The sequence below is a fragment of the Halobacterium sp. BOL4-2 genome (assembly GCF_016917835.2).
Lineage (GTDB): Archaea > Halobacteriota > Halobacteria > Halobacteriales > Halobacteriaceae > Halobacterium > Halobacterium salinarum.
In genome coordinates this window covers 1,625,588-1,652,069 of record NZ_CP070332.2, presented here as the reverse complement: position 1 = coordinate 1,652,069, position 26,482 = coordinate 1,625,588, and the positions used below count along the sequence as shown (strand labels likewise).

General features: G+C 69.2%; 25 protein-coding genes. 14 read left to right on the top strand and 11 right to left on the bottom strand.

Annotated features, from left to right (window positions below; genetic code table 11):
* The first annotated feature begins 43 nt into the window (after positions 1-43).
* The gene (gene hisG / locus JRZ79_RS22040) at positions 44-892 is read left to right on the top strand and encodes an ATP phosphoribosyltransferase (RefSeq protein WP_136361584.1); all 849 of its coding nucleotides are present in this window, start codon (positions 44-46) and stop codon (positions 890-892) included.
* Between the two features lie 2 nt (positions 893-894).
* Here hisG and JRZ79_RS22035 read toward each other — a convergent pair whose 3' ends face one another.
* From JRZ79_RS22035 to JRZ79_RS22025, 3 genes are all read right to left on the bottom strand, one after another.
* Positions 895-1,263, bottom strand: a complete 369-nt coding sequence (locus JRZ79_RS22035; RefSeq protein ID WP_227970889.1) for a hypothetical protein — start codon at positions 1,261-1,263, stop codon at positions 895-897.
* Positions 1,264-1,324: 61 nt separating this feature from the next.
* Positions 1,325-1,690: a hypothetical protein gene (locus JRZ79_RS22030; protein ID WP_136361583.1), complete on the bottom strand. Its 366-nt coding sequence runs from the start codon at positions 1,688-1,690 to the stop codon at positions 1,325-1,327.
* A 6-nt stretch (positions 1,691-1,696) separates the two neighbouring features.
* Positions 1,697-2,257, bottom strand: a complete 561-nt coding sequence (locus JRZ79_RS22025) for a TATA-box-binding protein (protein ID WP_010903666.1) — start codon at positions 2,255-2,257, stop codon at positions 1,697-1,699.
* A gap of 114 nt (positions 2,258-2,371) precedes the next feature.
* Here JRZ79_RS22025 and JRZ79_RS22020 point away from each other — a divergent pair, with 114 nt between their 5' ends.
* A complete protein-coding gene (locus tag JRZ79_RS22020) occupies positions 2,372-3,340 on the top strand; it encodes a TIGR01177 family methyltransferase (RefSeq protein ID WP_205252211.1) in 969 nt (322 codons plus the stop codon).
* Here JRZ79_RS22020 and JRZ79_RS22015 read toward each other — a convergent pair whose 3' ends face one another.
* Positions 3,341-3,691: a hypothetical protein gene (locus JRZ79_RS22015; RefSeq protein WP_205251158.1), complete on the bottom strand. Its 351-nt coding sequence runs from the start codon at positions 3,689-3,691 to the stop codon at positions 3,341-3,343. It abuts the gene before it with no gap.
* A 31-nt stretch (positions 3,692-3,722) separates the two neighbouring features.
* Positions 3,723-4,727 (bottom strand): AAA family ATPase, encoded by a 1,005-nt coding sequence (locus tag JRZ79_RS22010; RefSeq protein WP_136361580.1) that lies wholly within the window; start codon positions 4,725-4,727, stop codon positions 3,723-3,725.
* Positions 4,728-4,841: 114 nt separating this feature from the next.
* On the opposite strand from JRZ79_RS22010, the gene rnz reads away from it, so the two are divergent.
* From rnz to JRZ79_RS21995, 3 genes are all read left to right on the top strand, one after another.
* Complete coding sequence (gene rnz, locus JRZ79_RS22005; RefSeq protein WP_010903662.1) at positions 4,842-5,768, top strand: ribonuclease Z; 927 nt, start codon at positions 4,842-4,844, stop codon at positions 5,766-5,768.
* Between the two features lie 45 nt (positions 5,769-5,813).
* Entirely contained in the window at positions 5,814-7,781 is a 1,968-nt protein-coding gene (locus tag JRZ79_RS22000) for a DUF460 domain-containing protein (protein WP_205252210.1), read from the top strand.
* 66 nt (positions 7,782-7,847) lie between these two features.
* Positions 7,848-8,831 carry a tyrosine--tRNA ligase gene (locus JRZ79_RS21995; protein WP_010903660.1) on the top strand — a complete coding sequence of 328 codons (984 nt, stop codon included), beginning with the start codon at positions 7,848-7,850 and terminating at the stop codon, positions 8,829-8,831.
* A gap of 141 nt (positions 8,832-8,972) precedes the next feature.
* Here the strand turns inward: JRZ79_RS21995 and JRZ79_RS21990 are convergent, their stop codons facing one another.
* On the bottom strand, positions 8,973-9,152 hold the full coding sequence (locus JRZ79_RS21990; RefSeq protein ID WP_012289467.1) for a hypothetical protein: 180 nt from the start codon (positions 9,150-9,152) through the stop codon (positions 8,973-8,975).
* Positions 9,153-9,250: 98 nt separating this feature from the next.
* Between JRZ79_RS21990 and eif1A the strand changes: the two genes are divergently transcribed.
* From eif1A to leuS, 9 genes are all read left to right on the top strand, one after another.
* The gene (eif1A, locus tag JRZ79_RS21985; protein WP_010903658.1) at positions 9,251-9,538 is read left to right on the top strand and encodes a translation initiation factor eIF-1A; all 288 of its coding nucleotides are present in this window, start codon (positions 9,251-9,253) and stop codon (positions 9,536-9,538) included.
* Between the two features lie 16 nt (positions 9,539-9,554).
* The gene (gene rio1, locus JRZ79_RS21980; RefSeq protein ID WP_012289466.1) at positions 9,555-10,490 is read left to right on the top strand and encodes a serine/threonine-protein kinase Rio1; all 936 of its coding nucleotides are present in this window, start codon (positions 9,555-9,557) and stop codon (positions 10,488-10,490) included.
* Positions 10,491-10,706: 216 nt separating this feature from the next.
* Positions 10,707-11,849 (top strand): tryptophan--tRNA ligase, encoded by a 1,143-nt coding sequence (locus JRZ79_RS21975; RefSeq protein WP_205252209.1) that lies wholly within the window; start codon positions 10,707-10,709, stop codon positions 11,847-11,849.
* An 80-nt stretch (positions 11,850-11,929) separates the two neighbouring features.
* Positions 11,930-13,285, top strand: coding sequence for an MFS transporter (locus JRZ79_RS21970; protein WP_205252208.1), 1,356 nt, complete (start codon positions 11,930-11,932; stop codon positions 13,283-13,285).
* Positions 13,286-13,310: 25 nt separating this feature from the next.
* On the top strand, positions 13,311-14,141 hold the full coding sequence (locus JRZ79_RS21965) for a winged helix-turn-helix domain-containing protein (protein WP_205251152.1): 831 nt from the start codon (positions 13,311-13,313) through the stop codon (positions 14,139-14,141).
* A 45-nt stretch (positions 14,142-14,186) separates the two neighbouring features.
* Complete coding sequence (locus JRZ79_RS21960) at positions 14,187-14,738, top strand: KH domain-containing protein (RefSeq protein ID WP_205252207.1); 552 nt, start codon at positions 14,187-14,189, stop codon at positions 14,736-14,738.
* A gap of 179 nt (positions 14,739-14,917) precedes the next feature.
* Positions 14,918-16,606 carry a thermosome subunit alpha gene (thsA, locus tag JRZ79_RS21955; protein ID WP_012289465.1) on the top strand — a complete coding sequence of 563 codons (1,689 nt, stop codon included), beginning with the start codon at positions 14,918-14,920 and terminating at the stop codon, positions 16,604-16,606.
* A gap of 177 nt (positions 16,607-16,783) precedes the next feature.
* Positions 16,784-17,770 carry an ornithine cyclodeaminase family protein gene (locus JRZ79_RS21950; protein WP_205251151.1) on the top strand — a complete coding sequence of 329 codons (987 nt, stop codon included), beginning with the start codon at positions 16,784-16,786 and terminating at the stop codon, positions 17,768-17,770.
* A 130-nt stretch (positions 17,771-17,900) separates the two neighbouring features.
* Positions 17,901-20,558 carry a leucine--tRNA ligase gene (gene leuS, locus JRZ79_RS21945; RefSeq protein WP_205252206.1) on the top strand — a complete coding sequence of 886 codons (2,658 nt, stop codon included), beginning with the start codon at positions 17,901-17,903 and terminating at the stop codon, positions 20,556-20,558.
* Positions 20,559-20,561: 3 nt separating this feature from the next.
* Here leuS and pheA read toward each other — a convergent pair whose 3' ends face one another.
* Genes pheA through pdhA form a run of 5 tightly spaced genes read right to left on the bottom strand, consistent with a single transcriptional unit; the run spans position 20,562 to position 26,383 of the window.
* The gene (gene pheA / locus JRZ79_RS21940) at positions 20,562-21,374 is read right to left on the bottom strand and encodes a prephenate dehydratase (protein WP_205252205.1); all 813 of its coding nucleotides are present in this window, start codon (positions 21,372-21,374) and stop codon (positions 20,562-20,564) included.
* Between the two features lie 49 nt (positions 21,375-21,423).
* The gene (gene lpdA, locus JRZ79_RS21935) at positions 21,424-22,848 is read right to left on the bottom strand and encodes a dihydrolipoyl dehydrogenase (protein ID WP_205252204.1); all 1,425 of its coding nucleotides are present in this window, start codon (positions 22,846-22,848) and stop codon (positions 21,424-21,426) included.
* A gap of 2 nt (positions 22,849-22,850) precedes the next feature.
* Positions 22,851-24,287 carry a dihydrolipoamide acetyltransferase family protein gene (locus JRZ79_RS21930; protein WP_205252203.1) on the bottom strand — a complete coding sequence of 479 codons (1,437 nt, stop codon included), beginning with the start codon at positions 24,285-24,287 and terminating at the stop codon, positions 22,851-22,853.
* Between the two features lies 1 nt (position 24,288).
* Positions 24,289-25,263: an alpha-ketoacid dehydrogenase subunit beta gene (locus JRZ79_RS21925; protein ID WP_205251147.1), complete on the bottom strand. Its 975-nt coding sequence runs from the start codon at positions 25,261-25,263 to the stop codon at positions 24,289-24,291.
* 4 nt (positions 25,264-25,267) lie between these two features.
* The gene (gene pdhA, locus JRZ79_RS21920; RefSeq protein ID WP_205251146.1) at positions 25,268-26,383 is read right to left on the bottom strand and encodes a pyruvate dehydrogenase (acetyl-transferring) E1 component subunit alpha; all 1,116 of its coding nucleotides are present in this window, start codon (positions 26,381-26,383) and stop codon (positions 25,268-25,270) included.
* Positions 26,384-26,482 lie beyond the last annotated feature (99 nt).

Sequence of the window (26,482 nt, the reverse complement as noted above, 5' to 3'; positions counted from 1 at the left end):
CGCCACCCAAAGCTAGTTCCGCACCCCCGGTGAACCGGCTGGCATGCGCATCGCCGTTCCGAACAAGGGACGCCTCCACGACCCGACCCTGGCGCTGCTCGACCGCGCCGGCATCGGCGTCGAAGACGGCGCCGACCGCCAACTGTACGCCGACACCGTCGACCCGGCGCTCACGGTGCTGTACGCGCGCGCCGCCGACATCCCCGAGTACGTCGCCGACGGCGCGGCGGACGCGGGGATCACGGGCCACGACCAACTCCGGGAGTCCGGCGTCGACTGCGTCGAGGAGCGCCTCGATCTCAACTACGGGTCGTGCCGACTGGTGCTTGCCGCCCCCGAGGACGGCGACGTCACCGCCCCCGCCGACCTCGACGGGGCGACCGTCGCCACCGAGTTCCCGACGATCACCCGCGCGTACTTCGCGGACACCACCGCCACCCCGGAGATCGTGGAGGTGACCGGCGCGACCGAACTCACGCCCCACGTCGAGATGGCCGACGCCATCGTCGACATCACGTCCACGGGCACGACGCTCCGCGTCAACCGCCTCCAGGTCGTCGACGAGGTGTTGTCGTCGTCAGTGCGGCTGTTCGCCCACGAGGACGTCCACGACGACCCCAAAGTCCAGCAGGTCGAAACCGCGCTCCGATCCGTGCTCGACGCCCACGGGAAGCGCTACGTGATGCTGAACGCGCCCGCCGACCGCCTCGACGACGTGAAGGCAGTGCTGCCGGGGCTTGGCGGCCCGACGGTGCTCGATGTCGACGAACCGGGGACGGTTGCGGTGCACGCCGTCGTCCCCGAGCGCGACGTCTTCGAGGCGATCTCGGAGCTCAAAGCCGTCGGCGCGTCCGGCATCCTCGTCACCGAAATCGAACGCCTCGTGGACTGACCTCACTCCTCCGCGCCGGCCACCTGGCGGGTCGCGCGGACCACGAGTCGGACCGCCGTCCCGCCGGCGGGGTAGGCCATCGTGCCCACGACGCCCGCGGCCGCAAGCCCGATCGCCGCGATCCGCATCTCCCCGATGGTGGTCGTGGCCAGCGAAACGGCGGCCCCGCCGGCCGGCGCGAGCCACCGGTCGGCAAGCGACGCTGGCCGACCCAGCATGTAGTAGGCCGCCAGCGACACCACGGCACCGAGGCCGAACACCGCAGCAACGTCCGGCCCCGGCCGGTGGACGTAGGTGGCGGCGTACGCGAGCACCGCCGCGCCGAGCGCCATCACGCTGGCGCGCAGTGCGCGCTGGTCGTACTCGTCCATGCGCGTCACTGCACGGCCCATGGGTAAAAATCGCGGTGCGCGTTCTCTCCGGCTGCGACCGTCAGCCGGGCGCCGTCGACAACACCGCCAGCAGGTTCGCAACCAGCAACACCACCGCCAGCGACACGGTGTAATGCATCACCACGACGAACACCGTCGTCCGGTAGCGAACCCGGTACACGGCGCGCACGGCGGCAGCGTCGGCAGCCAGCCCGACGGCGACGATGAGCAGCGGGTTGAACCGCACGAGCACGAGCGTCACCACGGCCGGCGCGACGCCGACGAGGAAGCCACGCTTCCAGGGGACGTCCCCGAGGATGTACGTCGCGGCCGCGTGGGCCGTGAACCCGAACAGCAGCCAGCCACCGACGAACGTGGCGAGATACTGCAGCGGCGTGCCCGCGACCGGTTCGACGGTCGCCACCATGCCCGCCTAGTCGAGGAGCCCCAGCTCCTCGAGCCGGGACGTGATCTTGTCGACGGCGTGCTCGGCGTCCTTTGGCTCTTTGCCGCCGGTGATGACGAGCTTCCCGGAGCCGAACAGCAGCGCCACGACCTCGGGGTCGTCGAGACGGTAGACGAGCCCGGGGAACTGCTCGGGCTCGTACTCGATGTTTTCGAGGCCCAGCCCGATGGCGATGGCGTTGAGGTTCAGCTGGCGGCCGAGGTCAGCGGACGTGACGATGTTCTGGACGACGATCTCGGGGTCGTCTTCGACCTTGATCGAGAGCTCGCGGAGCTTGTCGAAGACGATGCGGAGGCTCTCGTGTACGTCGTCGGTTGATTTCGCGCCCGTGCAGACGATCTTGCCCGAGCGGAAGATGAGTGCGGCGCTTTTCGGGTCCTGCGTGCGGTAGACCAGGCCGGGGAACTGCTCGGGGTCGTAGTCAGCGCCCTCGAGGTCCATCGCCACGCTCTGGAGATCGAGCTCCTGCCCGATGCCGGTGGAGGCGACCACGTTTTCAATGTTGATGGTTTCCTTGGGGTCGGTCATCGTTCGACTTAAACCACGTATTTAACCTTTATAAAGATTGGTAGTCCGGGGAGTGGTGCCTCAAATACCCAGCGTCACCGGCAGCCTGATTGCCGGCGGGCGTCCAGGTCGTGCGTGTTCGTGCTCGAACTCGGCGGGGACGACGCCGACGCGTTCGCCGCCGCCGAAGCCCGCACTGCAGCCCCCGACGCCACCGTGGTCGCGCCCGGTGTCGCCACCGCCAGCAGCCTCGACACCGACGCGCTAGCCGGGTTAGCGTACACGCACCGCGCCGCCGACCACCTCACAACCGCCGCCGCCACCGTCCCCGCGGCCGTCGCCGCGCTCCGGGACGCGCCCCTCGACCGCACGGGGTCGGTCGCCGTGCGCGCCCGCGACGTGCGCCACACGACCGGCGTGGACACCCAGCGCGCCGAACGCGACCTCGGCGCCGTCCTCGTGGACGCCGGCTTCGACGTGGACCTCGACGCCCCCGACCACGAACTGCGCGCGCTGTTCACCGCCGACGACTGCTTTCTGGGGTGGCACGTCGCCGACTCCGTCCGCGACTACGGCACCCGCAAACCCACCGACCGCCCGTTCTTCCAGCCGGGCAGCATGGACCCGCTGTTGGCGCGCGCGGCCTGCAACCTCGCCCGCGTCACCCCCGGCGACCGCGTCCTCGATCCGATGTGTGGCACCGGCGGCGTGCTCATCGAAGCCGGGCTGCTCGGCGCACACCCCATCGGCACGGACGCCCAGGCGAAAATGGCGGCAGGCGCGCGCCGCAACCTCACCCACTACGTCGATGACGCCACCACGGGGCGTGCCGACGCCACCGCGCTGCCGTTGCCCTCCGACAGCATCGACGCCGCCGTCCTCGACGCCCCCTACGGCCGCCAGTCGAAGATCGCCACCCACGACCTCGCCGACCTGGTCGGGGGGGCACTCGACGAGCTCGCCCGCGTCACCGCCGGCCGGTGCGTGCTCGTCGCCGACCGCGACTGGCGCGCCGAAGCCACCGCCGCGGGCTGGACCGTCGACGCACGCTTCCAGCGCCGCGTCCACCGGTCGCTCGTCCGCCACATCCTCGTGTTGGCGTAGTCACGACCGGTAGTGGTCGACGAGCCCGACGACCGCCAGCGACCCGATGACCGCGATCAGTGCCCACACCCGGTTGGCACCGACCGGGCGGACGTTCAGGGCGGCCATCACCGCCGACGCCAGCAGGTATCCGAACAGGCTGGTGAACCAGACGGTCGCGTACTCGACCGGCGCTCGCCCGACAGCCACCCACCATCCGATCACGAAGCCGGGTGCGAGCTGCGCCACCGTCTCCCACCACGGCGTCGCCGGGCCGGTCACCACCCACAGCACCAGCGACGCGGGCAGCGACACCATCAACATCGACCCGACAACGATGCCGGCGCGCTCGAAGTACTCCGCAAGCTCCATGCTCTGACCGAACCCGCATCCCGATAAAAGCCTACCGGCCAAGCTCCGCGAGCAGCCGCCCGAGCTGCACGCGGTCGCTGGTGCCCCGCGTGAGATCGAACTCCACGTCGCCCGCAAGCGCGTACAGCTCCGCCACGTCGTCGCCGGAATACCGCGAGCGCGCGACCTCCAGGAGGTCATCGAGCACCTCGCCGCCGCTCATCCCCTCGTCCACCAGCAGGTCGTCCAGCGTCGACCGTGCGTCGGTGAACGCGCCGGCCTCGGCGTCGTCGAGCATCGACTCCACGGCGGCGTCGCTGCCGACGTCCTGCAGCGCCTCGTAGGCGGCGTTCATCGTCACCTCGCCCTCCTGCTCGGCGGTCGTCTGCGCGCCCAACACGGCCTCCCGGAGGTCGCCCTCAGCGTACCCCGCGACGAACTCCAGGCCGTCCGGCTCGTAGTCGACGCCCTCGGCGGCCACGATCTCCCGGAGCACGTCGACGACCTCGTCGTCGGTCGGCGCGCGCACTGAGACGGGGAAACACCGCGAGTGGATCGGCGGGATCAGCTTCGACGGCTGGCGGGTCGCGATGATGAACTGCGTGGCCTCGTGGTGGCGCTCCATCACCCGCCGCAGCGCCTGCTGGAAGTCCTCCCGGATGGCCTCGGCGTTGTCCAGCAGGATGGTGTTGTAGCCGCCCGAAACCGGCGAGTAGCTCGCGGTCTCTTTCAGGACGTGGTTCACGAGGTCGGCCTTCGAGGAGTTCCGGCGGCGCTTGGCGTCGATGAACGACGCGAACCGGGGGTCCTCGCTGATCTCCGTTTTCGTCATCCCGAAGACGTCCGCGACGTTCACCTCCACGAGATCCGTCTCCGGATCGTCGTGGGCGGCCGCTGCGAGCGCGCGAACGGCGGCGGTCTTCCCCGCGCCCGACGGCCCGTACACCACGAGGTTCACGGGTTCGTCGACGGCGTCCCGGAGCCGGTCGCGCACGCTCGCCTGCGGGAGGTCGGCCAGCGACGGCGCGTGCTCGTCGATCCACAGCGGCTCGTCCATTGCTACCCGCTGCTACCCGCCACGGCACAAAGAAAGGGCCGGTCGCCGGCCCGGCCGCCGGCGCGCCTCCACCGCATCGGTGAGGTTTTGCGCGCGGCCCGCCCAGGTTCGGGCATGACTCTGGAGGTCACCTTCCTCGGGACGAGTGGCGCCGTCCCCACGACCGAACGCAACCCCAGTTCCGTGTTCGTGCGCCGCAACGGCGACGCGTTCCTCTTCGACGCCGGCGAAGCCACGCAGCGCCAGATGATGCGGTACAAGACCGGCTTTGGGGTTTCCGACGTGTTCATCACGCACGGCCACGGCGACCACGTCTTCGGGCTGCCGGGGCTCGTTCACACCTGGGACTTCAACGACCGCACGGACCCCCTGACGATCCACGTGCCACGCGGCCTGCGCGGCGACATCGAGGACCTCGTGTTCTCGGCCGGCGGCGACGTCGGCTATCCGGTCCGGATCACCGAGGCCACCCCCGGCGCGGTCGTGCGCTCCCACGACGACTACGAGGTGCGGGCGTTCGAGACGGCGCACAGCACCGCCTCCGTCGGGTACGCGCTCGTGGAGGACGACCGGACGGGTCGCTTCGACCGGGCGCGCGCCGAGGAACTCGGCGTCCCGGTCGGCCCGAAGTTCTCGACGCTCCACGACGGTCAGCCGGTCGAACTCGACGACGGCACCGTTGTCAGCCCCGAGCAAGTCGTGGGCGACCCGCGGCCGGGCCGCACACTCGTCTACACGGGCGACACCCGGCCCCACGACCCCGTGGTGTCGGCCGCCGAAGACGCGGACCTCCTGATCCACGACGCGACGTTCGCCAACGACGCCAGCGAGCGCGCCGCCGAGACGGGCCACTCGACGGCCGGCGAGGCCGCGGATGTAGCGACGGAGGCGGGCGCAAAGGCGCTCGCGCTCACGCACGTCTCCTCGCGGTACGCGGGCGACGCCAGCGAAATCAGTGCGGGCGCGTCGGGCTTCGACGGGGAGGCGTTCGTCGCCCACGACGGCCTGACCCACGAAATCCCGTTCCCGGACGCCGACTGACCGCGCCGCCGTGCACTTATGCGTGCTCACGTCGTACGTTCGGGCGTGAGTACACGCACGAGCGCCCTCGACGCTCTCGTGTTCGGCGTCGACGTGCAAAGCGGTGACGTGCGCGGTGACGCGCCCTCCTACGCGCTTGTGAGCTTTGACGGCGAGACCGTCGAGCGTGACGTTGTCACGCGCCGGAAGCTGTTGCGGTTGGTGGCCGACCGCGAGCCCGCCATCGTCGCCACCGACAACATGTACGAGCTCGCCGCCGACAAGGACCAACTCGTTCACCTGCTGCGGCGGCTGCCCGACTCCACCACGCTCGTGCAGGTGACCGGCGACGAACGCCCCGAACCCCTCTCCAGGGTGGCCAAACGCCACGGCGTCCCGTACGGCAAACCCGCGATGGAGGAAGCGGAGGCCGCCGCCCGACTGGCCGCCCACAACGTCGGCTACGAGGTGTCGGCGTTCACCGACGAAACCGAGCTCAAGGTCGCCCGCGGGCGGTCCACGGGTGGCGGTGGCGGGTGGAGCGCGGATCGCTTCACGCGGCGCATCCACGGCTCGGTCAAGCGGGAAACCCGCACCGTCGAATCAACGCTTGACGACGCCGGCCTCGACTACGACCGGGAGGTCACCGAGAAGTACGGCGGCTACGCCAACGCCGTGTTCACGGTGCAGGCGCGCCCCGAGAACATCCCCGTGAGCGAGCACCGCGCCGGCGACACCCGGGTGGAAGTCGAGCCCGTACGCCGCGACGGCATCGAGTTCCGGCCGCTGGCGCGCCGCCGGGACCGCGTGCTCGTCGGCATCGACCCGGGAACTACGACGGCCGTCGCGCTCGTTGGATTGGACGGCCACGTGCTCGACGTGATGAGCACGCGCACCGCCGACACCGGCGATGTCATCGAGTGGATCATCGAGCACGGCCGCCCGGCGCTGGTGGCCGCCGACGTCACGCCGATGCCCGACACCGTCGAGAAGATCGCGGCCAGCTTCGACGCACCGACGTGGGACCCGGACACCGATCTCCCGGTCGACGAGAAACAACACCGCACCCGCGAGGAGGGCTACGACGACGACCACCAGCGGGACGCGATGGCGGCCGCGCTGTACGCCTACGACCACTACCGAGAAACCATCGAGCGCGCCACCCGGGAGACGCCGCCGACCCTCGACGAGGGCGACGTGGCAGCGCGGGTGCTCGACGGGGAACCGCTTCAGGCCGTCCTCTCGGACCTCGAAGAGACCGACGACCCCGAACCCGACGAGCCCACCCACGACCCCCGCGAGCTCACCGACGACGAGCGCCGCATCAAAGACCTCGAAGCCCAGGTCGAGCGCCTGCAGGCCCACGTCTCCGATCTCGACGCCGAACTCGACGCGAAAGACGCCACGATCGAAGAGTACGAGGACGAGCTCTCGGAGGCCCGCCGCGAGGAACGTCAGGAAGCCCGCGAGCGCCGCGAAGTCACCCAACTGGAGTGGGAGAACGACCGACTGGAGACCGAACTCGAAGAGCAGCGCGAGCGCGCTGACAGCCTCGAAGCCAAACTGGAGCGCCTGAAAGACCTCTGGAAGCTCGACCACTCGAACCTCGGCGACGTCGGCGGCGAGGGCCGCGATCTCGTCGCCGTCAAGCCCGTCGACCAGTTCACGGTCGACGCCATCGAGACGGCCGACGACGAGTACGGCATCGCCAGCGGCGATGTCGTCTACCTCCGCGACGCCTCCGGCGCGGGCCGCCGCACTGCCGAACTCCTGGCCGGCTTCGACCCCCGCGTCGTCCTGCGGTCGGGCGGCCTCTCTGACGCCGCCGACGAGGTGCTGTTCGACCACGAGATTCCCGTCGGCCCCGCCGACGGCGTCACCATCCGCGAAGTCGACGAACTCGCCATCGCCAACGAGTCCGAAGTGGAGTCCGTCGTCGAGGACTGGGCGCAGCGCAAAGAGGAGCGCGAACGCGAACAGAAGGAGACGATGGTCGACTCCATCATCAGCGAGCACCGCGCGGACCGGGGGTGAGGCGGCCGCTTCGCCGACGCGTGGCCGACCGCACCGCTTAACCCCGCGGCCCGAGTCTCCGAGCGTATGAACGCGTACGAGCGCATCACTCGGAACACGGCGGAGGTCGTGACCGAGGAGGAGGTGCGGGAACTGGCCGAGGACCCCGAGGGCAAGCGGGTGTACGTCGGCTACGAGCCCTCCGGCGTGCTCCACCTCGGACACCTGCTGACGGCGAACAAGCTGATGGACCTCCAGGACGCGGGGATGGAGGTCGTGGTGCTGCTGGCGGACGTGCACGCCTACCTCAACGACAAGGGGAGCTTCGAGGAGATCCGGGCGACAGCCGACCAGATGAAAGCACAGTTCCTCGCGTACGGCCTCGACGAGGATCAGACCGAGTTCGTCCTCGGGTCGTCGTTCCAGCTCGACGAGGACTACGAACTCGACCTGCACGCGATGCAGGTCGAGACCTCCCTGAAGCGCGCTCAGCGCGCGATGGCCGAGATTCAGAGCGGGGAGACGCCGAAGGTCAGCCACGTCGTCTACCCGCTGATGCAGGCGTTGGACATCGAGTACCTCGATTTGGACCTCGCCATCGGCGGGATGGACCAGCGGAAGGTCCACATGCTCGCCCGCGAGGAACTGCCGAGCGTCGGCTACGAGAAGCGCCCGGTGTTGCACACGCCCATCATCGGCGACCTCGGCTCCGGCGACGGGAAGATGTCCTCCAGCGAGGGCGTCACCATCTCGATGGAGGATTCCACGGCGGACATCGAGGAGAAGGTCACCGGGGCGTTCTGCCCCCAGACCCGCGACCCCGAGGGCGAGACGGTCAACCCGGTGCTGGAGCTGTTCCAGTACCACGTCTTCCCGCGGTTCGACGAGGTCGTCGTACAGCGCCCCGACGAGTACGGCGGCGACCTCGTCTACGAGTCCTACGAGGACCTCGCCGACGACCTGGAGTCGGGGGAGCTCCACCCGGCGGACGCGAAGGGCGCGCTCGCCGCCGCCCTGGACGAACTCATCGAGCCAGGGCGGCAGCGGCTCCGAGAGATCCGCGGCGAGTAACGACGCCACCGGGGGTGCCGAGACGGCGCCCCGCGTGGCGCTGGACGAGCACGGCAAGGTGGCCGGGACGGAGCGGGTCGCCGACAACTACCTTCGTGTCCTGCCGCGGGCCTGTGTTCCCGCTGCGTGTTGTGGACGCGATTACGCCATCCCGAACACGCCCATGACGGACTGGATGGCGCCACGGGCGACGAGCGCGAGGCCGACGAGGACAGCCGTGAGGCCAGCCGCGACGACCGGCGCTTTCCACGCGACGACGGCGACGCCGACGACCATCAACACCAGTCCGAAGACTCCCGACAGCCCGAGTTTGTCGAACATATCGCAGGCACGCTCAGCGGCCGTAGTAAGCCTGCTGGTCGGCGGTCGAGTGCCGTGGAGTGGTGGGGTTTAAACAGTTCGCTGTTCAACCGCGGCGTATGAGCGACGACGGCGGCGGACGCAAGAACTTGCGAATGCCCGAGGACGACGAGGTGTTCGCGGAGGTCACGGACATGCTCGGCGCGAACCGCGTGCAGGTGCGGTGTGCGGACGGCGAGGAGCGGACGGCGCGCATCCCCGGCCGGATGCAAAAGCGCATCTGGATCCGCGAGGACGACATCGTGCTCGTGGAGCCCTGGGACTGGCAGGACGACAAGGCTGACGTGACGTGGCGCTACGAGAAAAGCGACGCCGACCAGCTCCGCGAGGAGGGGCACATCGAATGATTGCGGTGGGCCGGCAGTGACCGACGACGAGTACGGATTGACCGAGGAGACGGCGGGCGCGCCCGGCGACGAGTTCGAGGAAATCGATGTCAGGGACACGGAAGCCGACAAGATCGCGCGCACGAAAGACCGCGAGTTCGCGGAGTTCCGCAAGCGCCTGAAGGACACCGAGCAGTTCAAGCTCGACGACGGGGCGTTCGACGACGCGACGTACGCGGCCATCTACAAGCTCGTCGAGGACGACCACGTGGGCGCGATGGGCGGCCCCATTTCCACGGGCAAGGAGGCCAACGTCTACGAGGCGTTGGACGCCGAGGGCGGCGACGTGGCGCTGAAAGTGTATCGCATCAACGCGTCGAACTTCCAGCAGATGCGGGCGTACCTGGAGGGCGACCCGCGCTTCGAGGGGTTGCGCGGCGACAAGAAGGCGGTCGTGCTGTCCTGGACGCGCAAGGAGTTCTCGAACCTGCGCCGCGCGAAGGCGGCCGGCGTGCGGGTGCCGGCGCCGCTGGCGGTTCAGCGCAACGTGCTGGTGATGGAGCTCATCGGCCGCGAGGGCGACGCCGCGCCGACGCTCAGCGACGTGGACATCGAGAACCCACAGATGGCCTACGAGGTCGTCCGCGAGTACGTGCGGCGGCTGTACGACGCCGGCCTCGTGCACGGCGACCTCTCGGAGTACAACGTTGTGGTCTACGAGGGCGAACTGGTCGTCATCGACGTGGGCCAGGCGGTGACCATCCACCACCCCAACAGCGCGACCTTCCTCGAACGGGACTGCCGGAACGTCGCGAACTTCTTCGCGCGGCAGGGCGCGGACGCCGACCCCGACGACCTGCTGTCGTACGTCCACGAGCACGCGACCCCGCGCGCCGAGGCGGACACGGCGGCGGGCGACCGCGACGGCACCGAGGGGAGTCTCGACCGGGGCAGCGACGCCGACGACGCCTGAACGGACCGGACAGAAACTGTTTTGAACGTGGTCGCCGCACTCACGCGTATGCAGTCTGCTCCCTGTGGCTGGCGCTGGCGCGTCCGGGGAGCGGACAGTTTCGCCGCCGCGGCCTGACGGGCGTCACCCGCCCGGGTCGGGGGCGTGGCTCACTCCGGTCCCGCCGTTCTCCCGTACTGCGCGTCGACCACCAGCCACGCACCCACACCAACACACATGACAGCCGACGGAAACGACGTGACGCCGTACGCCGTCGAGAGCGACGACCTCGACTACGAGAAACTGCTCGCTCGCTTCGGCGCCGACGAACTGACCGACGACCAGCGCGCCCGGTTCCCCGACCACCCACTGGTGAATCGGGGGCTGTTCTACGCCGGCCGGGACGTCGACGACTTCCTGACGGCCGGTGAACAGTCCATCGTCACCGGTGTCGGGCCGTCGGGGCCGATGCACCTCGGACACGCGATGGTGTTTTACTTCGCGAGACGCCTGCAGGACGAGTTCGGCGCCCGGGTCTACGTTCCGCTCTCCGACGACGAGAAGTACTGGTTCAAAGACCAGACGCCCGCGGAGACGGGCGACTATCTGCGAGCGAACCTCCGTGACCTGCTCGCGGTCGGGTTCGACCCCGAGTTGACGCGCATCGTCGTCGACACGCGGGACGCGGACGTGCTCTACCCGCTGGCGACCGCGTTCGCGGGGGACGTGCGGCACGCGACGCTCCAGAACGTCTACGGCGAGCCGGACAACGTCGGGCAGGCGTTCTACCCGGCCGTCCAGACCGCCCACCTCCTGCTCCCGCAGCTCGTCCACGGCGAACACGAGACGCTGGTCCCCATCGCCGTCGACCAGGACCCCCACGTGCGGGTGAGCCGGGATGTCGCTGCGAAAGCCCGCTACCCGGTCCGGAAGCCCGGGGCGCTCCTGATGCAGTTCCTGCCGTCGCTGGCGGGCCCCGGGAAGATGAGCAGCTCGGCGGGCGTCTCGATTCGTCTCACAGACAGCCCCGACACGGTCCGCGAGAAGGTTCGCACGCACGCCTACACCGGCGGCCGCGCGAGCGTCGAGGAACACCGGGCGAAGGGCGGCGTCCCCGCGGAGGACGTGCCCTTCCAGTACCTCTCGGCGTTCTTCGAGCCCGACGACGCCGAACTCGCGCGCATCGAGCGCGAGTACCGGGCCGGGAACCTGCTCTCCGGGGAGTTGAAAGACCTCGCCGCCGACCGCATCACCGAGTTCCTCGCGGCCCACCAGCGGCGGCGCGCGGCACTCGGCGATGTCACCGAGGCACTCGACGCGTTCCGGCTCACCGACGACGAGCGCCAGCGCGCCCGCGACGCGGTCGGGTTCGGGTACTGACAGAACCGAACTTCTGTCCCGAACCGGACAGAACCATCATTCTGGAATCACTTATGTCGACATCCGGCCTGTGACAGTGCATGCGCCACTTGCTCACCGACACGAACTTCCGTCGACTGTTCACCGGCCGCCTCGTCACGAACGCCGGGGACAGCCTCTACTACGTCGCCGCGATGTGGCTCGTCTGGGAGCTCACCCACGACCCATTCTACTCGGGGGTCGCCGGCTTCCTCACCATGGGGCCGAGCGCACTCCAGTTCCTCTTCGGACCGCTCGTCGACCGCTGGCCGCTCCGTCGCGTCCTCATTGGCACCCAGGCATTCCAAGCTGTGCTCGTGCTCGCCATCCCGCTGGCCGCCTACACCGGCCACCTCTCCGTATGGGTCGTGCTCGCGGTGATGCCGCTGCTCGCGCTCGCCAACCAGCTTGTCTATCCCGCGCAGAGCGCCGCCCTCCCGCGCATCGTCGACCAGGCGGACCTCGTGGACGCCAACTCCGCGTTCAGCCTCGCTTACCAAGGTGTTGACCTCGTGTTCAACGCCGCCGCTGGCGCTGTCGTCGCGCTCGCCGGTGCCGTCGCGCTGTACGCCGTCGACTCGCTCACGTTCGTCGCCGCCGCGCTCCTCTTCGCCGGCGTGCACATCCCGGTCGCCGCCGACGAGCAGCCGACCGCCGGCACCGACGGTGCGGGCGACCCGCCCGCTGACGTGGCCGCCACCGACGGCGGTGAGTCGTCGGCTGACGACGACGCGGCCACCGGGACCGTCGACGATGCAACCACTGGCACCGCTCCCGACGGATACCTCGCGGACCTCCGCGCTGGCCTCACCGTCCTCCGAGGGTCCTTCCTCGTGCTCGTGCTCGCCGGGGCCGCGGTCGTCAACTTCGCCTCCGGCGCGACCATGGCGTCGCTGCCCGCGTTCGCGGACACCGTCGGCGGCGCGGGCGCCTACGGCACCCTGATGGCGGGCTTCGCCGCCGGGAACCTCGGCGGCGCACTCGTCGCGTCGCGCCTCGACCACCTTCCGTTCGGGAAACTGAACGTCGCCGTGTTCGCGGTCAACGGCACACTCGTCGCCGCCGCCGCAGTCGCCGCCACCGCTGGCGCACCTCTCCTCGTCGTGGTTGCGCTGTTCGCCCTCGCGTTCATCCCCGTCGGCGTCGGAAACGTCCTCCTCTCGTCAGTCGTGCAGGCCGCCGTTCCCGAGTCCAAGCTCGGCCGCGTGTCCAGCCTGGTCGGGTCCGCCTCCCAGTTCGCCATCCCGTTCGGCACGCTCGCGGGCGGTGCCGTCGCGGGCGCGTTCGGTCCAGTCGCCGCCATCTACGTGCTCGCCGGCGCGGCGCTCCTGCTCGCCGCGTACTGGCTGGCCGTCCCCGCGCTCCGCACGCTCCCGCCAGTCGGCGACATCGACACGCTCGACCAGGCCCAAGCCTAAGTTCCCCCTCGCCGTCCACTCGGCTATGACCGACGACGCAGAGGCGGCCTTCTCGGCGGTCGCGGACGAACTCCGCGTGCGCATCCTCCGCGAGCTCTGGGACGCCGACGACCCACTCTCCTTTTCCGAACTGCGCGAGCGTGTCGATGTCCAGGACTCGGGGCGGTTCAACTACCACCTCGGCGAGCTCCGCGGACTGTTCGTGGAGCAGACCGAGGACGGCTACGACCTTCGGTTCGCCGGTCGGAAGCTCGTCGGCAGCCTGCACTCGGGAGTGTACACGGAGACCGGCGGCATGGTCGGCCCTCAGTCCGTCGACGGAACGTGTGTCCTCTGCGGCAGTGACCTCGAAGCCGTCTACGAGGACCAGGTCGGGAAGGTCGACTGCACGGACTGCGAGGTGACGATCATCCAGACCGGGGTCCCGCCGGCGTTCGTCGACGGTCGGGAGGACGACCTCGCGGCCGCCATCGACGGCTACGTGCGAACGACGTCCCGGTCGCTCCTCGACGGCTTCTGTCCGACCTGCAGCGGCCCGACGGCGGGTCATCTGGCGGAGAACGACTACGGCCCGCAGGCCGTCGTGAACTGCGAGCGCTGTGGCATTTCCTTCTCCGGGCTGGCGGCGTGGGTCGCCGTCGACCACCCCGCAGTGCTGTCGTTCTACGACGACCACGACCGGAGCGTGCGGGACACCGCGCTGTGGCACCTCGACTGGCTGGCGGACGCCGAGTGGGTCGACGGAGCGGCGGGCGACCGCGCGACCGTCGAGGTCAGACTCGACGACGAGCGCCTCCGGGTGACCGTCACCGACGACCTCGCCGTCACTGCCGTGGATCGGGCGCAGACCGACTGACGCAGGTGACGAAGGCTTTTACGCGAGCGACAAATAGACTGCAGCATGAAACACGTGAAGATTCCGACCGACCGGATCGGGGTGCTCATCGGCGACGGGGGCGAGACGCTGCGCCGCATCGAGGCCGCCGCCGAGGTCGACATCGATGTCGACTCCCAGGACGGTGCGGTCGCCATCGAGCGCACGGGCGACCCCGTGCGGGGGATGCAGGCACCGGAGATCGTGCAGGCCATCGGCCGCGGGTTCAAGCCCGAGGAGGCGTTGACGCTGCTGGACGACGACATGCGGATGTTCGACACCATCGACATCGGGCGCGCCGCCCGCAACGACAACGACCTCCGCCGGAAGAAGGGCCGACTCATCGGGGAGAACGGCCGCACGCGGGAGTTGATGGAGGAACTCACCGGTGCGTCCGTTGTCATCTACGGGTCGACGTTCGGCGTCATCGGCCAGCCCTCCGAGGTTGACGTGGCGCGGTCGGCGGCGGAGATGCTGCTCGACGGGGCACCCCACGGGTCGGTGTACTCGTTCCTCGAACGCAAGCGCAGCGAGGAGCTGAAACAGCAGGGCATGGAGTACCACGAGTTCCCCGGGTAACGCCGCTTCGGAGCGTGTGGCGACGCCGGTGGTTTTCTGTGACAGCAATTCACGTACATAAGTAGCCGGAGAGGGGTTTCGAGCTCGGCCGTGGGGCGGCGGTTCGGGCCTGCTCGCCACACATGGTACTTCTTAGCACACAAGTTTTAAATAGAATCGCATTCAATCAAAGAGTGATTATGGCGCAGCAGATGGGTAACCAGCCGCTGATTGTACTCTCCGAGGACAGTCAGCGCACCTCAGGCGAGGACGCACAGTCGATGAACATCACCGCCGGCAAGGCCGTCGCCGAATCCGTTCGCACCACGCTCGGCCCGAAAGGCATGGACAAGATGCTCGTTGACTCCTCGGGCGAAGTCGTCGTCACCAACGACGGCGTCACCATCCTCAAGGAGATGGACATCGAGCACCCGGCGGCCAACATGATCGTCGAAGTCGCCGAAACACAGGAGACCGAGGTCGGCGACGGAACCACGACATCGGTCGTCGTCTCCGGCGAGCTGCTCTCCGAGGCCGAAACCCTCCTCGAGCAGGACATCCACGCCACCACGCTCGCACAGGGGTACCGACAGGCCGCCGAGAAAGCCAAAGAGCTGCTCGACGACGCCGCGATCGACGTCTCCGCCGACGACACGGAGACCCTCGAGAAGATCGCCGCGACCGCGATGACCGGCAAGGGCGCGGAGAACGCCAAGGGCGTCCTCTCGGATCTCGTCGTGCGCGCCGTTCAGTCGGTCGCCGACGACAACGACGTCGACACGGACAACGTCAAAGTCGAGAAGGTCACCGGCGGCGCAATCGAGAACTCCGAGCTCATCGAAGGCGTCATCGTCGACAAGGAACGCGTCAGCGAGAACATGCCGTACGCCGTCGAGGACGCCAACATCGCGCTCGTCGACGACGGCCTGGAGGTTCAGGAGACCGAGATCGACACCGAGGTCAACGTCACCGACCCCGACCAGCTCCAGAACTTCCTCGACCAGGAAGAAGAGCAGCTCAAAGAGATGGTCGACGCGCTCAAGGACGCCGGCGCCAACGTCGTCTTCGCCGACTCCGGCATCGACGACATGGCCCAGCATTACCTCGCCAAGGAGGGCATCCTCGCGGTCCGTCGCGCGAAATCCGACGACTTCACGCGACTCTCCCGCGCCACGGGCGCAACCCCGGTCTCGAACGTCAACGACATCGAGGCCGCGGACCTCGGCGCAGCCGGCAGCGTCGCCCAGAAGGACATCGGCGGCGACGAGCGCATCTTCGTCGAGGACGTCGAGGAAGCCAAAAGCGTCACCCTCATCCTCCGCGGCGGGACCGAGCACGTCGTCGATGAGGTCGAACGCGCCATCGAGGACTCCCTCGGCGTCGTGCGCGTCACTCTCGAAGACGGCCAGGTCATGCCCGGCGGCGGCGCCCCGGAGACCGAGCTCGCGATGCAGCTTCGGGACTTCGCGGACTCCGTCGGTGGGCGCGAACAGCTCGCCGTCGAAGCGTTCGCGGACGCGCTCGAAGTCATCCCGCGCACCCTCGCCGAGAACGCGGGCCACGACCCGATCGACTCCCTGGTCGATCTCCGCAGTCAGCACGACGGCGGCGACACCGAAGCGGGCCTCGACGCCTACAACGGCGACGTCATCGACATGGAGTCCGAGGGCATCGTCGAGCCGCTGCGCGTGAAAACGCAGGCCATCGAGTCCGCCACCGAGGCGGCGACGATGATCCTGCGCATCGACGACGTCATCGCCGCGGGCGACCTGGCCGGCGGCCAGGTCGGCGACGACGACGGCGACGACGGCCCCGCTGGCGGCCCTGGCGGCATGGGCGGCGGCATGGGCGGCATGGGCGGTATGGGTGGCATGGGCGGCGCGATGTAAGCTCGGCCACACGACACCACACCAGCCAGTCTGCACCGCTCGCTCACCATCCGACACGTTTCTTTCGACGCCCCACCGCCCAGCGGCAGCGCCGCCACAACTGTGTTCAATTCAACCATTTCGGCGTGTTCAGCCAGTAAAAGGAGGGTCTAAGTGTCACGCGACATGATCGCGTGTATGGAGACGCTGCTACTCAACAAGGACGACGTGGACGAGAACACCCCGATGGCGGACCTCATTTCGGCCATCGAGGACGCGTTCGCCGCCTACGAGACGGGCGACGCCCAGATGCCCGCGAAGTCCTACGTCGACCTCCCCCAGTACAACGGCGACTTCCGCTCGATGCCCGCGTACATGGACGCCGGCGACTGGGACGCCGCCGGCATCAAGTGGGTGAACGTCCACCCCGACAACCCCGCGGACCACGACCTCCCGACCGTCATGGGCACGATGGTCTACTCCGACCCCGAGACCGCGTTCCCGCTGGCGCTCATGGACGGCACCGAACTCACGATGAAGCGCACGGGCGCGGCGGCCGCGGTCGCCACTGACCACCTCGCCGTCGCGGACGCCAGTTCGTTCGGCGTCGTCGGTGCCGGCGTGCAGGCGTACACCCAACTGGAGGCCATCTCGAAGATCCGGGACATCGAGGAGGTCGTCGTCAGCGACGTCAGCGACGACGCCGTCCAGCAGTACGTCGATCACTTCTCGGACCGCTTCGACGTGCGCGGTGGCTCCATCAGCGAGGCCGGCCACTGCGACATCCTCTCGACGGTCACGCCCGTCGAAGACCCCATCGTGACCGCCGAGGACGTCGGCGACCACACGCACATCAACGCCATGGGCGCCGACGCCGAAGGGAAACACGAGCTCGCCGACGACATCCTGCTTGCCGGCACGCTCGTCATCGACGACCACGCCCAGACCACCCACTCCGGGGAGATCAACGTCCCGTACCACGAGGACACGCTTGCGGACGACGACATCGACGCCGAGATCGGTGAAATCGTCGTCGGGAACGCCGACGGCCGCACCGACAGCGACGGCGTCACGGTCTTCGATTCGACGGGGCTTGCGATCCAGGACGTCGCCGCCGCCCACGTCGTCTACGAGCACGCCAGCGAGCACGACAACGGCTACGAGTTCGATCTGCTCGGCGTCTAGCGGCTTTTCCCTGCGCTACTTCGACACCCATCACCCGCACGGTGGGCGGTCGCTCGTGCCCGAGTCGGGGGGACTGCCGTACTGAAAGGCATTTGTCGGTCGGTCACGCAGTGTCCGCCAAGAGAGACACATGGGAGAGCAAGCCACCTACGACCACCACGCCATCGAGCAACACTGGCAACGCGAGTGGGACGATGCCGACGTTTTCCGGGTGCCCGACGACGCCGACGACCCGGAGTACGTGTTGGCGATGTTCCCGTACACGTCCGGTCAGCTCCACATGGGCCACGTGCGGAACTACGCCATCACCGACGCGTTCGCCCGCTACCGCCGGATGGACGGCGAGGACGTGTTGCATCCGATGGGCTGGGATTCGTTCGGGCTGCCCGCGGAGAACGCCGCCAACGAGCGCGACACCAACCCCCGGGAGTGGACCGAGCGCTGCATCGACCAGATGCGCGACCAGTTCGAGGCGCTGGGCTTTGGCTACGACTGGGAGCGCGAGATCACCACCTGTGACCCCGACTACTACAAGTGGAACCAGTGGCTGTTCACCGAGTTCCGCGACGCCGGGCTCGTGGACCGCCGGGCCGCCACGGTGAACTGGTGTCCGTCCTGTGAGACGGTGCTGGCGGACGAGCAAGTCGAGGGCGACGACGAGCTGTGCTGGCGGTGTGACACGCCGGTCACCGAGCGCGACCTCGACCAGTGGTTCTTCGAGACCACCGCGTACGCCGACGAACTGCTCGATGGCCTCGACGAGTTGGACGGCTGGCCGTCGAACGTCCGGGACATGCAGCGCAACTGGGTCGGCCGCACGGACGGCGTCGAAGTACCGTTCACCGTGCACACGCCCGACGGCGACGAGGACGTGGTGGCGTTCACGACGCGGGTGGATACCATCCACGGCGCGACGTATTTCGCGCTGGCACCGGATCACCCGCTGGCGGAGGCCGCGGCCGACCGCGACGACGACGTGGCACACTTCGTCGAGGAGGTCGCCGATCCCGACGGCGACGAGCCACAGGGCGTCGAGACGCAGTTCACCGCCACGAACCCCGCGACGGGTGCGGAGATCCCCGTCGTCGTCGCGGACTTCGTGCTGTCCGACGTCGGCACCGGCGCGCTGATGGCGGTGCCCGCCCACGACGACCGCGACCACGAGTTCGCCCAGGCCCACGACCTCCCGGTTCGGCAGGTCGTCGCGCCCGCGGGCGACGAGGACGCCGACGTCGAGGCCGCCGCCTACACCGCGGACGGCGTGCTCGTCAATGCCGGCGACTACACGGGCCTGGACAGCGAAACCGCCCGTGAGGAGCTGACCGCGGACATCGACGGCGCCGCGTCCGCCGTCCAGTATCAGCTCCGCGACTGGGGGGTCTCCCGGCAGCGCTACTGGGGCACCCCGATCCCGATCGTCCACTGCGAGTCGTGTGGGCCGGTCTCCGTCCCCGACGACGACCTGCCCGTGGAGCTCCCGGAGTTCGTCCACACCACTGGGAACCCGCTCGACGCCGCCGAGGACTGGAAGCAGACCACGTGCCCCGACTGCGGCGCGCCCGCCGTCCGAGAGACCGACACGATGGACACGTTCCTGGACTCCTCGTGGTACTTCCTGCGGTTCGCTTCCCCGGCGTTCGACGACGCGCCCTTCGACACCCAGCGCGCCAACGACTGGCTGCCCGTCGACGAGTACGTCGGCGGCGACGAGCACGCCGTCATGCATCTGCTGTACTCGCGGTTCGTGACGAAGGCGTTCGCGGACCTCGACATGCTTGAGCACCGCGAGCCGTTCGCCGGCCTGACCACACAGGGCATGGTGTTGGGCGAGGACGGCACGAAGATGTCCAAATCCAAGGACAACGGCGTCGCCCCCGAGCGCATCGTCGACGAGTACGGCGCCGACACCGCGCGGCTGTTCACGCTGCGCGCGGCCCGCCCGTCAAAGGACTTCCCGTGGAGCGAGGAGGGCGTTCGCTCTAGTCACACCTTCCTTGAGCGCTTGCTCTCGATAGCGCGGGCGGTCGACGCCGACGCGACCGCCGACGGTGACCTCGATCCCGCCGCCGAGTACGTCGCCCGCGAGACCGCCGCGACCGTTCAGGCCGCCACCACGCACTTCGACGACATGGAGTTCAACCGCGCCGTGCAGGCGGTCGACGAGCTGGTGTCGCTGCTGGTGCGGTACCGGGACCGCGACGACGCCGCGCCCGCGGTCGTCGCGCGCGGCGTTACGGCCGCCGTGAAGCTGCTTGCGCCCATCGCCCCCCACGTCGCCGAGGAGTGTTGGACGGCGCTGGGCGGCGACGGGTTCGTCGCCGAGGCCGCGTGGCCCACCCCCGACCGCGACGTCAGCGACCACGACCGCGCGACCAGCCTGATCGAGCAGACCCGCGAGGACGTCCGGGACATCGTCGACACCGCGGGCATCGAGAACCCCACCGGCGTCGACGTCGTCACGGCCCCCGAGTGGATGTACGACGTGCTCGCCCGCGCGAAAGCCGCCGACGGGAACGTCGTCGGCTCCGTGATGAGCGACCAGTCCCTCCAGCAGCACGGCGAGGACGCCGCCGACTACGCCAAGGACCTGGCCGCCCAAGCGCCCGCGTTCCCGGACGTGCTCGGACCGGACGGCGAACGCGACGCGCTCGGGCGCGCCGTGTGGCTGCTCGAAGCCGAGTTCGACGCGCCGGTGCGCGTGCTCGCCGCCGAAGACGCCGCCGACAGCGTCGCGAACAAGGCCGAACCGGGGCGGCCGGCGATCCACGTCGACGAAGCCGACGACTGACACTCACGCCACGTGCTCGGTGTCGTACGACCCCAGCCGCCGCACCCAGCCGGCTGCCGCGATCTCCGCCACGTCCGCGACCGCGTTCCGGGTGCGCTCCTCGTAACACCCGCTCGCGATGTCCACGTGGAAGACGTAGTCGCCCAGTCGCTCCCCCGACGGCCGGGATTCGACCCGCGACAGGTTGATGTTGCGGTCGGCGAACGGCTCCAGCAGCTCCAACAGCAGCCCGGGGTGGTTCGCGTTCGGGTAGACGATGATCGAGGACTTCCCGCCGGCCGGCGTGCGCTCGCTTGCCGGCCCCACCACGAAAAACCGCGTCTCGTTGCTGGCGCGATCCTGAATCCCGGAGCCATGCACGTCAAGCTCCGTGCCGTCGGCGGAGTCCGGGTGCGCGATCGCGGCCGTGGTCTCGTCGTTGCGCGCCACCTCGACGCCGCGCGCGGTCGACGCGACGGCCCGGCGGTCGACCGCCGGATGGGTGGCGTCGAGGTACTCTCGACACTGCGCGAGCGCCTGCGCGTGGCTGGCGACCGCGTCGAACCCGTCGTCCTGGGCGAGCAGCGCGTGCCGGATCGGCGTCACCACCTCCCGGACGACCGCCAGGCCGTCGGTGTCCGCGAGCGCGTCGAGCGTTTCGGTCACCGACCCCTGGATGCTGTTCTCGATGGGCACGACGCCGCGGTCGGCGTCACCCACCGCAACCGCATCGACGATGTCGCGCACGGACTCCATGAACGACACGTCGCCGGCAGAAACAGCGCTCGCGGCGCGGTGTGAGTACGTCCCCGACGGCCCCAGCGTCACCGTATCCATGTCCGCGGATACCCACGGCGACGGGAAAAACACGTCGGGGGTGTGTGGGTTACCGGTTCAGCGTGTGGACGGCGTGGCCGAGCGCGTGCTCGGCGGCCTCCATCGTGGCCTCGGACAGCGTCGGATGCGTGTGGATGGTGGACGCGACGTCCTCCAGGGTGGCCCCCATCTCGATCGCGAGGCCGAGCTCGGCGACGAGCTCGCTGGCCTCCGGGCCGACGATCTGTGCGCCCAGCAGGAACCCCGACTCCTCGTCGGCGACGACCTCCACGAAGCCGTCGTCGTGGCCCGTGGTGAGCGCGCGCCCGCTGGCGTTGAACGGGAACGTTCCGACGACCGGGTCGAATCCCTGCGCGGCGGCGTCGTCCTCGGTGAGCCCGACGGTCCCGATCTCGGGGTCGGTGAACACCGCCGCCGGCACGGCCTGGTGGTCCAGGGCCGCCGGCTCGCCCGCGATGACTTCCGCGGCGACCTCGCCCTCCTTGCTGGCCTTGTGCGCGAGCATCGGGCCGGGCGCGACGTCGCCGATCGCGAAGACGTTCTCGACGTCGGTGCGGGCCTCGTGGTCGGTCTCCAGGCGACCGTCGTCGTTCGGTTCGAGGCCGACGGCGTCCAGGTTCAGCGTGTCGGTGACCGGCTGGCGGCCGACCGCCACGAGCACCTTCTCGGTCTCGAACTCGGTCTCCTCGCCGTCCTCGTCGGCGGCGGTGACCACGATGCCGTCGTCGGTGTCCGTCCAGCTGTCGGCCGCGAGGCCGAAGTGGAAGTCGATGCCGAGTTCCTCGGCGCGCTGTCTCACGGGGCGCGCGATGTCGTCGCCGTACTGTGGCAGGATGCCATCCAGCATCTCCACGACGGTCACGTCCACGCCGAGCTTCGCGAACACCGTCGACAGCTCCATGCCGATGTAGCCGCCGCCGACGATCACCATCGACGACGGCAGCTCCGCCATCGCCAGCGCCTGCCGCGAATCCAACACGGGGTCGTCGCCGAAGTCGAAGCCCGGCACCTCGATGGGCCGAGAGCCCGTCGACACGATGGCGTGCTCGTACTCGATGGTCTCCGAGCCCTGGCCGTCGCCGCCGTGCACGACCCGCAGCTTGTCGCTGCCCGCGAACTCCGCGCGCCCCTCGATGAGGTTTACGCCGTTGGCCTTGCAGAGCTTCTCCACGCCGCCCGTGAGCTGGTCGACGACGCCGTCCTTCCAGTCGACCATCTCCGCCACGTCCACGTCGGGGTCGGCGTACACGCCCATCTCCTCGGCGTGGCCCGCCTCGTGGGCGACGCCCGACGCCGTGATCATCGCCTTCGACGGGATGCAGCCGTAGTTCAAGCAGGTGCCGCCGTAGGCGTCCTTCTCGACGAGCGTCACGTCGAGGCCGAGCTGTCCCGCGCGGATCGCCGCCACGTAGCCACCGGGGCCAGCGCCAACGACCGCGACGTCCGTCCCAGTCGAGATGTCTCCGACAACCATGATTATTCGAGTAGTAGTAGTTCGGGGTCAGTCAGATACTCCATCACGCGGTTCGTGAACTGTGCGGCCTCCGCGCCGTCGATGACGCGGTGGTCGATCGACAGCGACAACGGCAGCGTCTGGGCCGCCCGCACGTCGCCGTCCTCGGCGACCGGGCGCTCGTCGATCGCGCCCAGCCCCAGGATCGCCGTCTCGGGGTAGTTGATGATCGGGGTCGCGTACTCGCCGCCGATCGCGCCGAAGTTCGTGATCGTGAACGTTCCGCCGTCCATGTCCGCGGGCGCGATCGAGCGCTCGCGGGCCTGCTCGACGAGGTCGTTCATCTCCGTGGAGATCTCAAGCATCGACTTCTGGTCGACGTGCTCGACGACCGGCACCATCAGTCCGGCGTCGGTCGCGACCGCCACGCCGATGTTGTAATCCTGCTTGAGCGCGATCTCCTCGTCGTCCTCGCGGAGCTCGGAGTTCAACACGGGGAACTCCTTGAGCGCCGCGACGACCGCCTTCATCACGAACGGCATGTACGTCAGCTTCACGTCCTCGGCCTCGGCGCGCGCTTTCAGCTTCGAACGCGTCTCCACGAGGCTGTCGATGACGGCGGTGTCGTGGTGGGTGACGTGTGGCGCCGTGTACTTCGACTCGGCCATCTGCTCGCCGATGGTGCGGCGGATGCCCCGGTAGGGCTCGGTGGTCTCGCCGCCGGCGACGAACTCGCGGGTGGCTGCGCCGCCCGCCTCGCCCTGCGCGGCCTGCCCGCCCTCGGCGTACGCCTGGACCGCCTCCGCGGTGACGAACGCCTCGCCGTCGCGCTGTTCGACCGCCGGCACGTCGTTGATGTCGACGCCCAGCTCACGGGCGACCCCGCGGGTCGCGGGTGCCGCAAGCGTCTTCTCGCGGCCCGCCGGCTCTTGGCTGCCGGCGCTCGCCGCGGTGTCGTCCTCGTCGACGCGTTCCGTCGCGGACGTGGACTCGGTGGCCGGCTCCGTGGTGTCCTCGCCGCCCTCCGCGGCGGCGCGCACGTCGCCGTCGGTGATGCGCCCCGACGGCCCGCTCCCCTCGACGCTGTCGAGGTCGACGCCCAGCTCGCGGGCGAGCGTGCGAACGCTCGGCGGCGCGAACGTCCGGCCGCTGGCCTCGCTGGTCGCCGACGCGGCCTCGTCGCCGCTTTCGTCGCCGTCGTCCGCGGTGGCCGACGCCTCGCCGTCAACGTCGAACGTCACGAAGAGATCGCCGACCGGCACCACGTCGCCTTCCGCCCAGTGGAGTTCCTGGACCGTGCCGTCGACCGGCGCGGGCACCTCGACCTGGGCTTTGTCCGTTTCGACCTCCGCGACCGGCTGATCCTCGGTGACGGTGTCGCCCTCGTCGACGAGCCACCGCACGAGTTCGCCCTCCGCGACGCCCTCTCCGACGTCAGGTAGCGTGAATTCGCGGGCCATCTTAGAAGTCGAACGCCTCCTCGATGCCGGCCGCGATGCGCGCGGGCTCGGGCAGGTAGTAGTCCTCCAGGGCCGCCAGCGGGAACGGCACGTCGAAGCCGGTGATGCGCTCGACGGGGGCCTCCTGGTACAGCAACGCCTCCTCCTGGATGGTCGCCGTGATCTCCGCGCCCAGGCCGCCCGTGTTCGGGGCTTCGTGGACGATCGCGGCGCGCCCGGTCTTCTTGAACGACTCGATGATCGTGTCGAAGTCGATGGGGCTCAGACTCCGCAAATCCACGACCTCGACGTCGATCCGATCGAGGTTCTCGGCGGCCTCAACGGTGGGCTGGGTCATCGCCCCCCAGGTGAACACCGACACGTCCGTACCCTCCGTGCGGACGGCCGCGTCGCCGAGTTCGACCTCGTAGGGGTCGTCGGGCACGTCCTCGCGGAACGCCCGGTAGATCTTCTTCGGTTCGAGGAACACCACGGGGTCCGGGTCCCGGATGGACGCGATGAGCATCCCCTTGGCGTCGTACGGCGTGCTGGGCATCGCGACCTTCAGCCCGGCCTCGTGGGCGTAAAACGCCTCCTTGGACTCGGAGTGGTGTTCGGGCGCGCGGATCCCGCCGCCCATCGGCGCACGCAGCACCATCGGGAGCGTGAACCGGCCGCGGGAGCGCGTTCGCAGCCGCGACATGTGGCTCACCACCTGGTCGAAGCCCGGGTACATGAACCCGGAGAACTGGATCTCCGGCACCGGCTTCAGGCCGTAGGCGGCCATGCCGACCGCCGACCCGATGATCCCCGACTCCGCCAACGGCGTGTCGATGACCCGGTCGTCGCCGAACTCCTCGTAGAGGCCCTCGGTCGCCCGGAACACACCGCCGTTCTGCCCGACGTCCTCGCCCATCACGAGCACGTCGTCGTCCTCGGCCATCCCGTCGTGGAGGCCGTCCCGTACCGCCTGCACTAGCGTCAGATTCTCGCTCATATCGTTAGTCCTCCAGGAGCGCCTCGTCGCCGTACTCGTCTCGGATCGACTGGAAATACTCCAGTTGCTGTTCTAGGCGCTGTGGCATCTCCGCGTAGACGTTCTCGAACATCGATGCGGGGTCGGGCCGCGGCGTCTCCTCGGCGGCCTCGATGGCGTCGGCGACCGCGTCCTCGATGTCGGCCTCGATGGACTCGATGGCCGCCTCGTCGAGGCGGTCGGTCTCCACGAGGAACGTCTCCAGACGCGGGATCGGGTCCTTGTCCTTCCAGGCCTCGACCTCGGACTCCTCGCGGTAGACCGACGGGTCGTCGGCGGTGGTGTGCGCGCCGAACCGGTACTGCACGGCCTCGATGAGCGTCGGCCGCATTTCGTCCTCGTCGGGATCTTTCGCTTTCTCGATGGCGTCGTGTGCCACCTGGTAGACCGCAAGCGGGTCCATCCCGTCGACCTGCACGCCCTCGAAGCCGTAGGCGGCGGCCTTCTGGGCGAGCGTGTCCGTCGCTGTCTGCTGTTCGCGCGGGACGCTGATCGCCCACTGGTTGTTGTTGCAGAAGAACACGTTCGGCGTGTCGTAGACGCCCGCGAAGTTCAGGCCTTCGTGGAAGTCACCCTCGGAGGTCGCGCCGTCCCCGAAGTAACACATGAACGCCGTGTCGGATTCGTCTTTGAGCTGCGACGCCCACCCCATCCCGGTGGCGTGGGGGATCTGGCTGGCGATCGGCACCGCGACCGTGAAGATGTTCTCCTCGGTCGGGATCGCGTTCCCACGCTCGTCACCCATCCAGTACAGCAGGGTGTCTTTCAGTGGGAGGCCGCGAACCAGGCTGGCGCCGTGCTCGCGGTAGCTGGGCACGATCCAGTCGTCGTCGGCAAGCGCCATCGCGGACGCGATCTGTGCGCCCTCCTGGCCGGACAGCGGCGGGTAGGTGCCGATCCGACCCTGCCGTTGGAGGCTCACCGCGCGCTCGTCGAAGCGCCGCGCGAGCTTCATGTAGCGGTACATCTCCACGAGCTCGTCGTCGGTGAGGTCCGGTACCTCCGCGCCGTCGACCAGCTCGCCGTTCTCGTCCAGCACCCGGTAGGTGTCGTCGGGTGCTCGATGAATGGTCTCGGTCACGGGTACCCCCGTCCTGACATGTGCGGAGGATCTACCCCTGCGACTATATGATTTTCGTAACAATCGTTTCCATGGGGATCGCTGCCATCGAATTTCAAC

What these genes read in the sequence shown, in the direction of transcription:
- pheA (WP_205252205.1), bottom strand. Translation starts at nt 21,374, where the DNA reads ATGGATACGGTGACGCTGGGGCCGTCGGGGACGTACTCACACCGCGCC.
- lpdA (WP_205252204.1), bottom strand. Translation starts at nt 22,848, where the DNA reads ATGGTTGTCGGAGACATCTCGACTGGGACGGACGTCGCGGTCGTTGGC.
- eif1A (WP_010903658.1), top strand. Translation starts at nt 9,251, where the DNA reads ATGAGCGACGACGGCGGCGGACGCAAGAACTTGCGAATGCCCGAGGAC.
- JRZ79_RS21975 (WP_205252209.1), top strand. Translation starts at nt 10,707, where the DNA reads ATGACAGCCGACGGAAACGACGTGACGCCGTACGCCGTCGAGAGCGAC.
- JRZ79_RS21925 (WP_205251147.1), bottom strand. Translation starts at nt 25,263, where the DNA reads ATGAGCGAGAATCTGACGCTAGTGCAGGCGGTACGGGACGGCCTCCAC.
- JRZ79_RS21990 (WP_012289467.1), bottom strand. Translation starts at nt 9,152, where the DNA reads ATGTTCGACAAACTCGGGCTGTCGGGAGTCTTCGGACTGGTGTTGATG.
- leuS (WP_205252206.1), top strand. Translation starts at nt 17,901, where the DNA reads ATGGGAGAGCAAGCCACCTACGACCACCACGCCATCGAGCAACACTGG.
- JRZ79_RS22035 (WP_227970889.1), bottom strand. Translation starts at nt 1,263, where the DNA reads ATGGACGAGTACGACCAGCGCGCACTGCGCGCCAGCGTGATGGCGCTC.
- JRZ79_RS21995 (WP_010903660.1), top strand. Translation starts at nt 7,848, where the DNA reads ATGAACGCGTACGAGCGCATCACTCGGAACACGGCGGAGGTCGTGACC.
- JRZ79_RS22010 (WP_136361580.1), bottom strand. Translation starts at nt 4,727, where the DNA reads ATGGACGAGCCGCTGTGGATCGACGAGCACGCGCCGTCGCTGGCCGAC.
- JRZ79_RS22025 (WP_010903666.1), bottom strand. Translation starts at nt 2,257, where the DNA reads ATGACCGACCCCAAGGAAACCATCAACATTGAAAACGTGGTCGCCTCC.
- JRZ79_RS22030 (WP_136361583.1), bottom strand. Translation starts at nt 1,690, where the DNA reads ATGGTGGCGACCGTCGAACCGGTCGCGGGCACGCCGCTGCAGTATCTC.
- JRZ79_RS21950 (WP_205251151.1), top strand. Translation starts at nt 16,784, where the DNA reads ATGGAGACGCTGCTACTCAACAAGGACGACGTGGACGAGAACACCCCG.
- JRZ79_RS21970 (WP_205252208.1), top strand. Translation starts at nt 11,930, where the DNA reads ATGCGCCACTTGCTCACCGACACGAACTTCCGTCGACTGTTCACCGGC.
- JRZ79_RS21960 (WP_205252207.1), top strand. Translation starts at nt 14,187, where the DNA reads ATGAAACACGTGAAGATTCCGACCGACCGGATCGGGGTGCTCATCGGC.
- thsA (WP_012289465.1), top strand. Translation starts at nt 14,918, where the DNA reads ATGGCGCAGCAGATGGGTAACCAGCCGCTGATTGTACTCTCCGAGGAC.
- JRZ79_RS21930 (WP_205252203.1), bottom strand. Translation starts at nt 24,287, where the DNA reads ATGGCCCGCGAATTCACGCTACCTGACGTCGGAGAGGGCGTCGCGGAG.
- JRZ79_RS22015 (WP_205251158.1), bottom strand. Translation starts at nt 3,691, where the DNA reads ATGGAGCTTGCGGAGTACTTCGAGCGCGCCGGCATCGTTGTCGGGTCG.
- rnz (WP_010903662.1), top strand. Translation starts at nt 4,842, where the DNA reads ATGACTCTGGAGGTCACCTTCCTCGGGACGAGTGGCGCCGTCCCCACG.
- JRZ79_RS21965 (WP_205251152.1), top strand. Translation starts at nt 13,311, where the DNA reads ATGACCGACGACGCAGAGGCGGCCTTCTCGGCGGTCGCGGACGAACTC.
- hisG (WP_136361584.1), top strand. Translation starts at nt 44, where the DNA reads ATGCGCATCGCCGTTCCGAACAAGGGACGCCTCCACGACCCGACCCTG.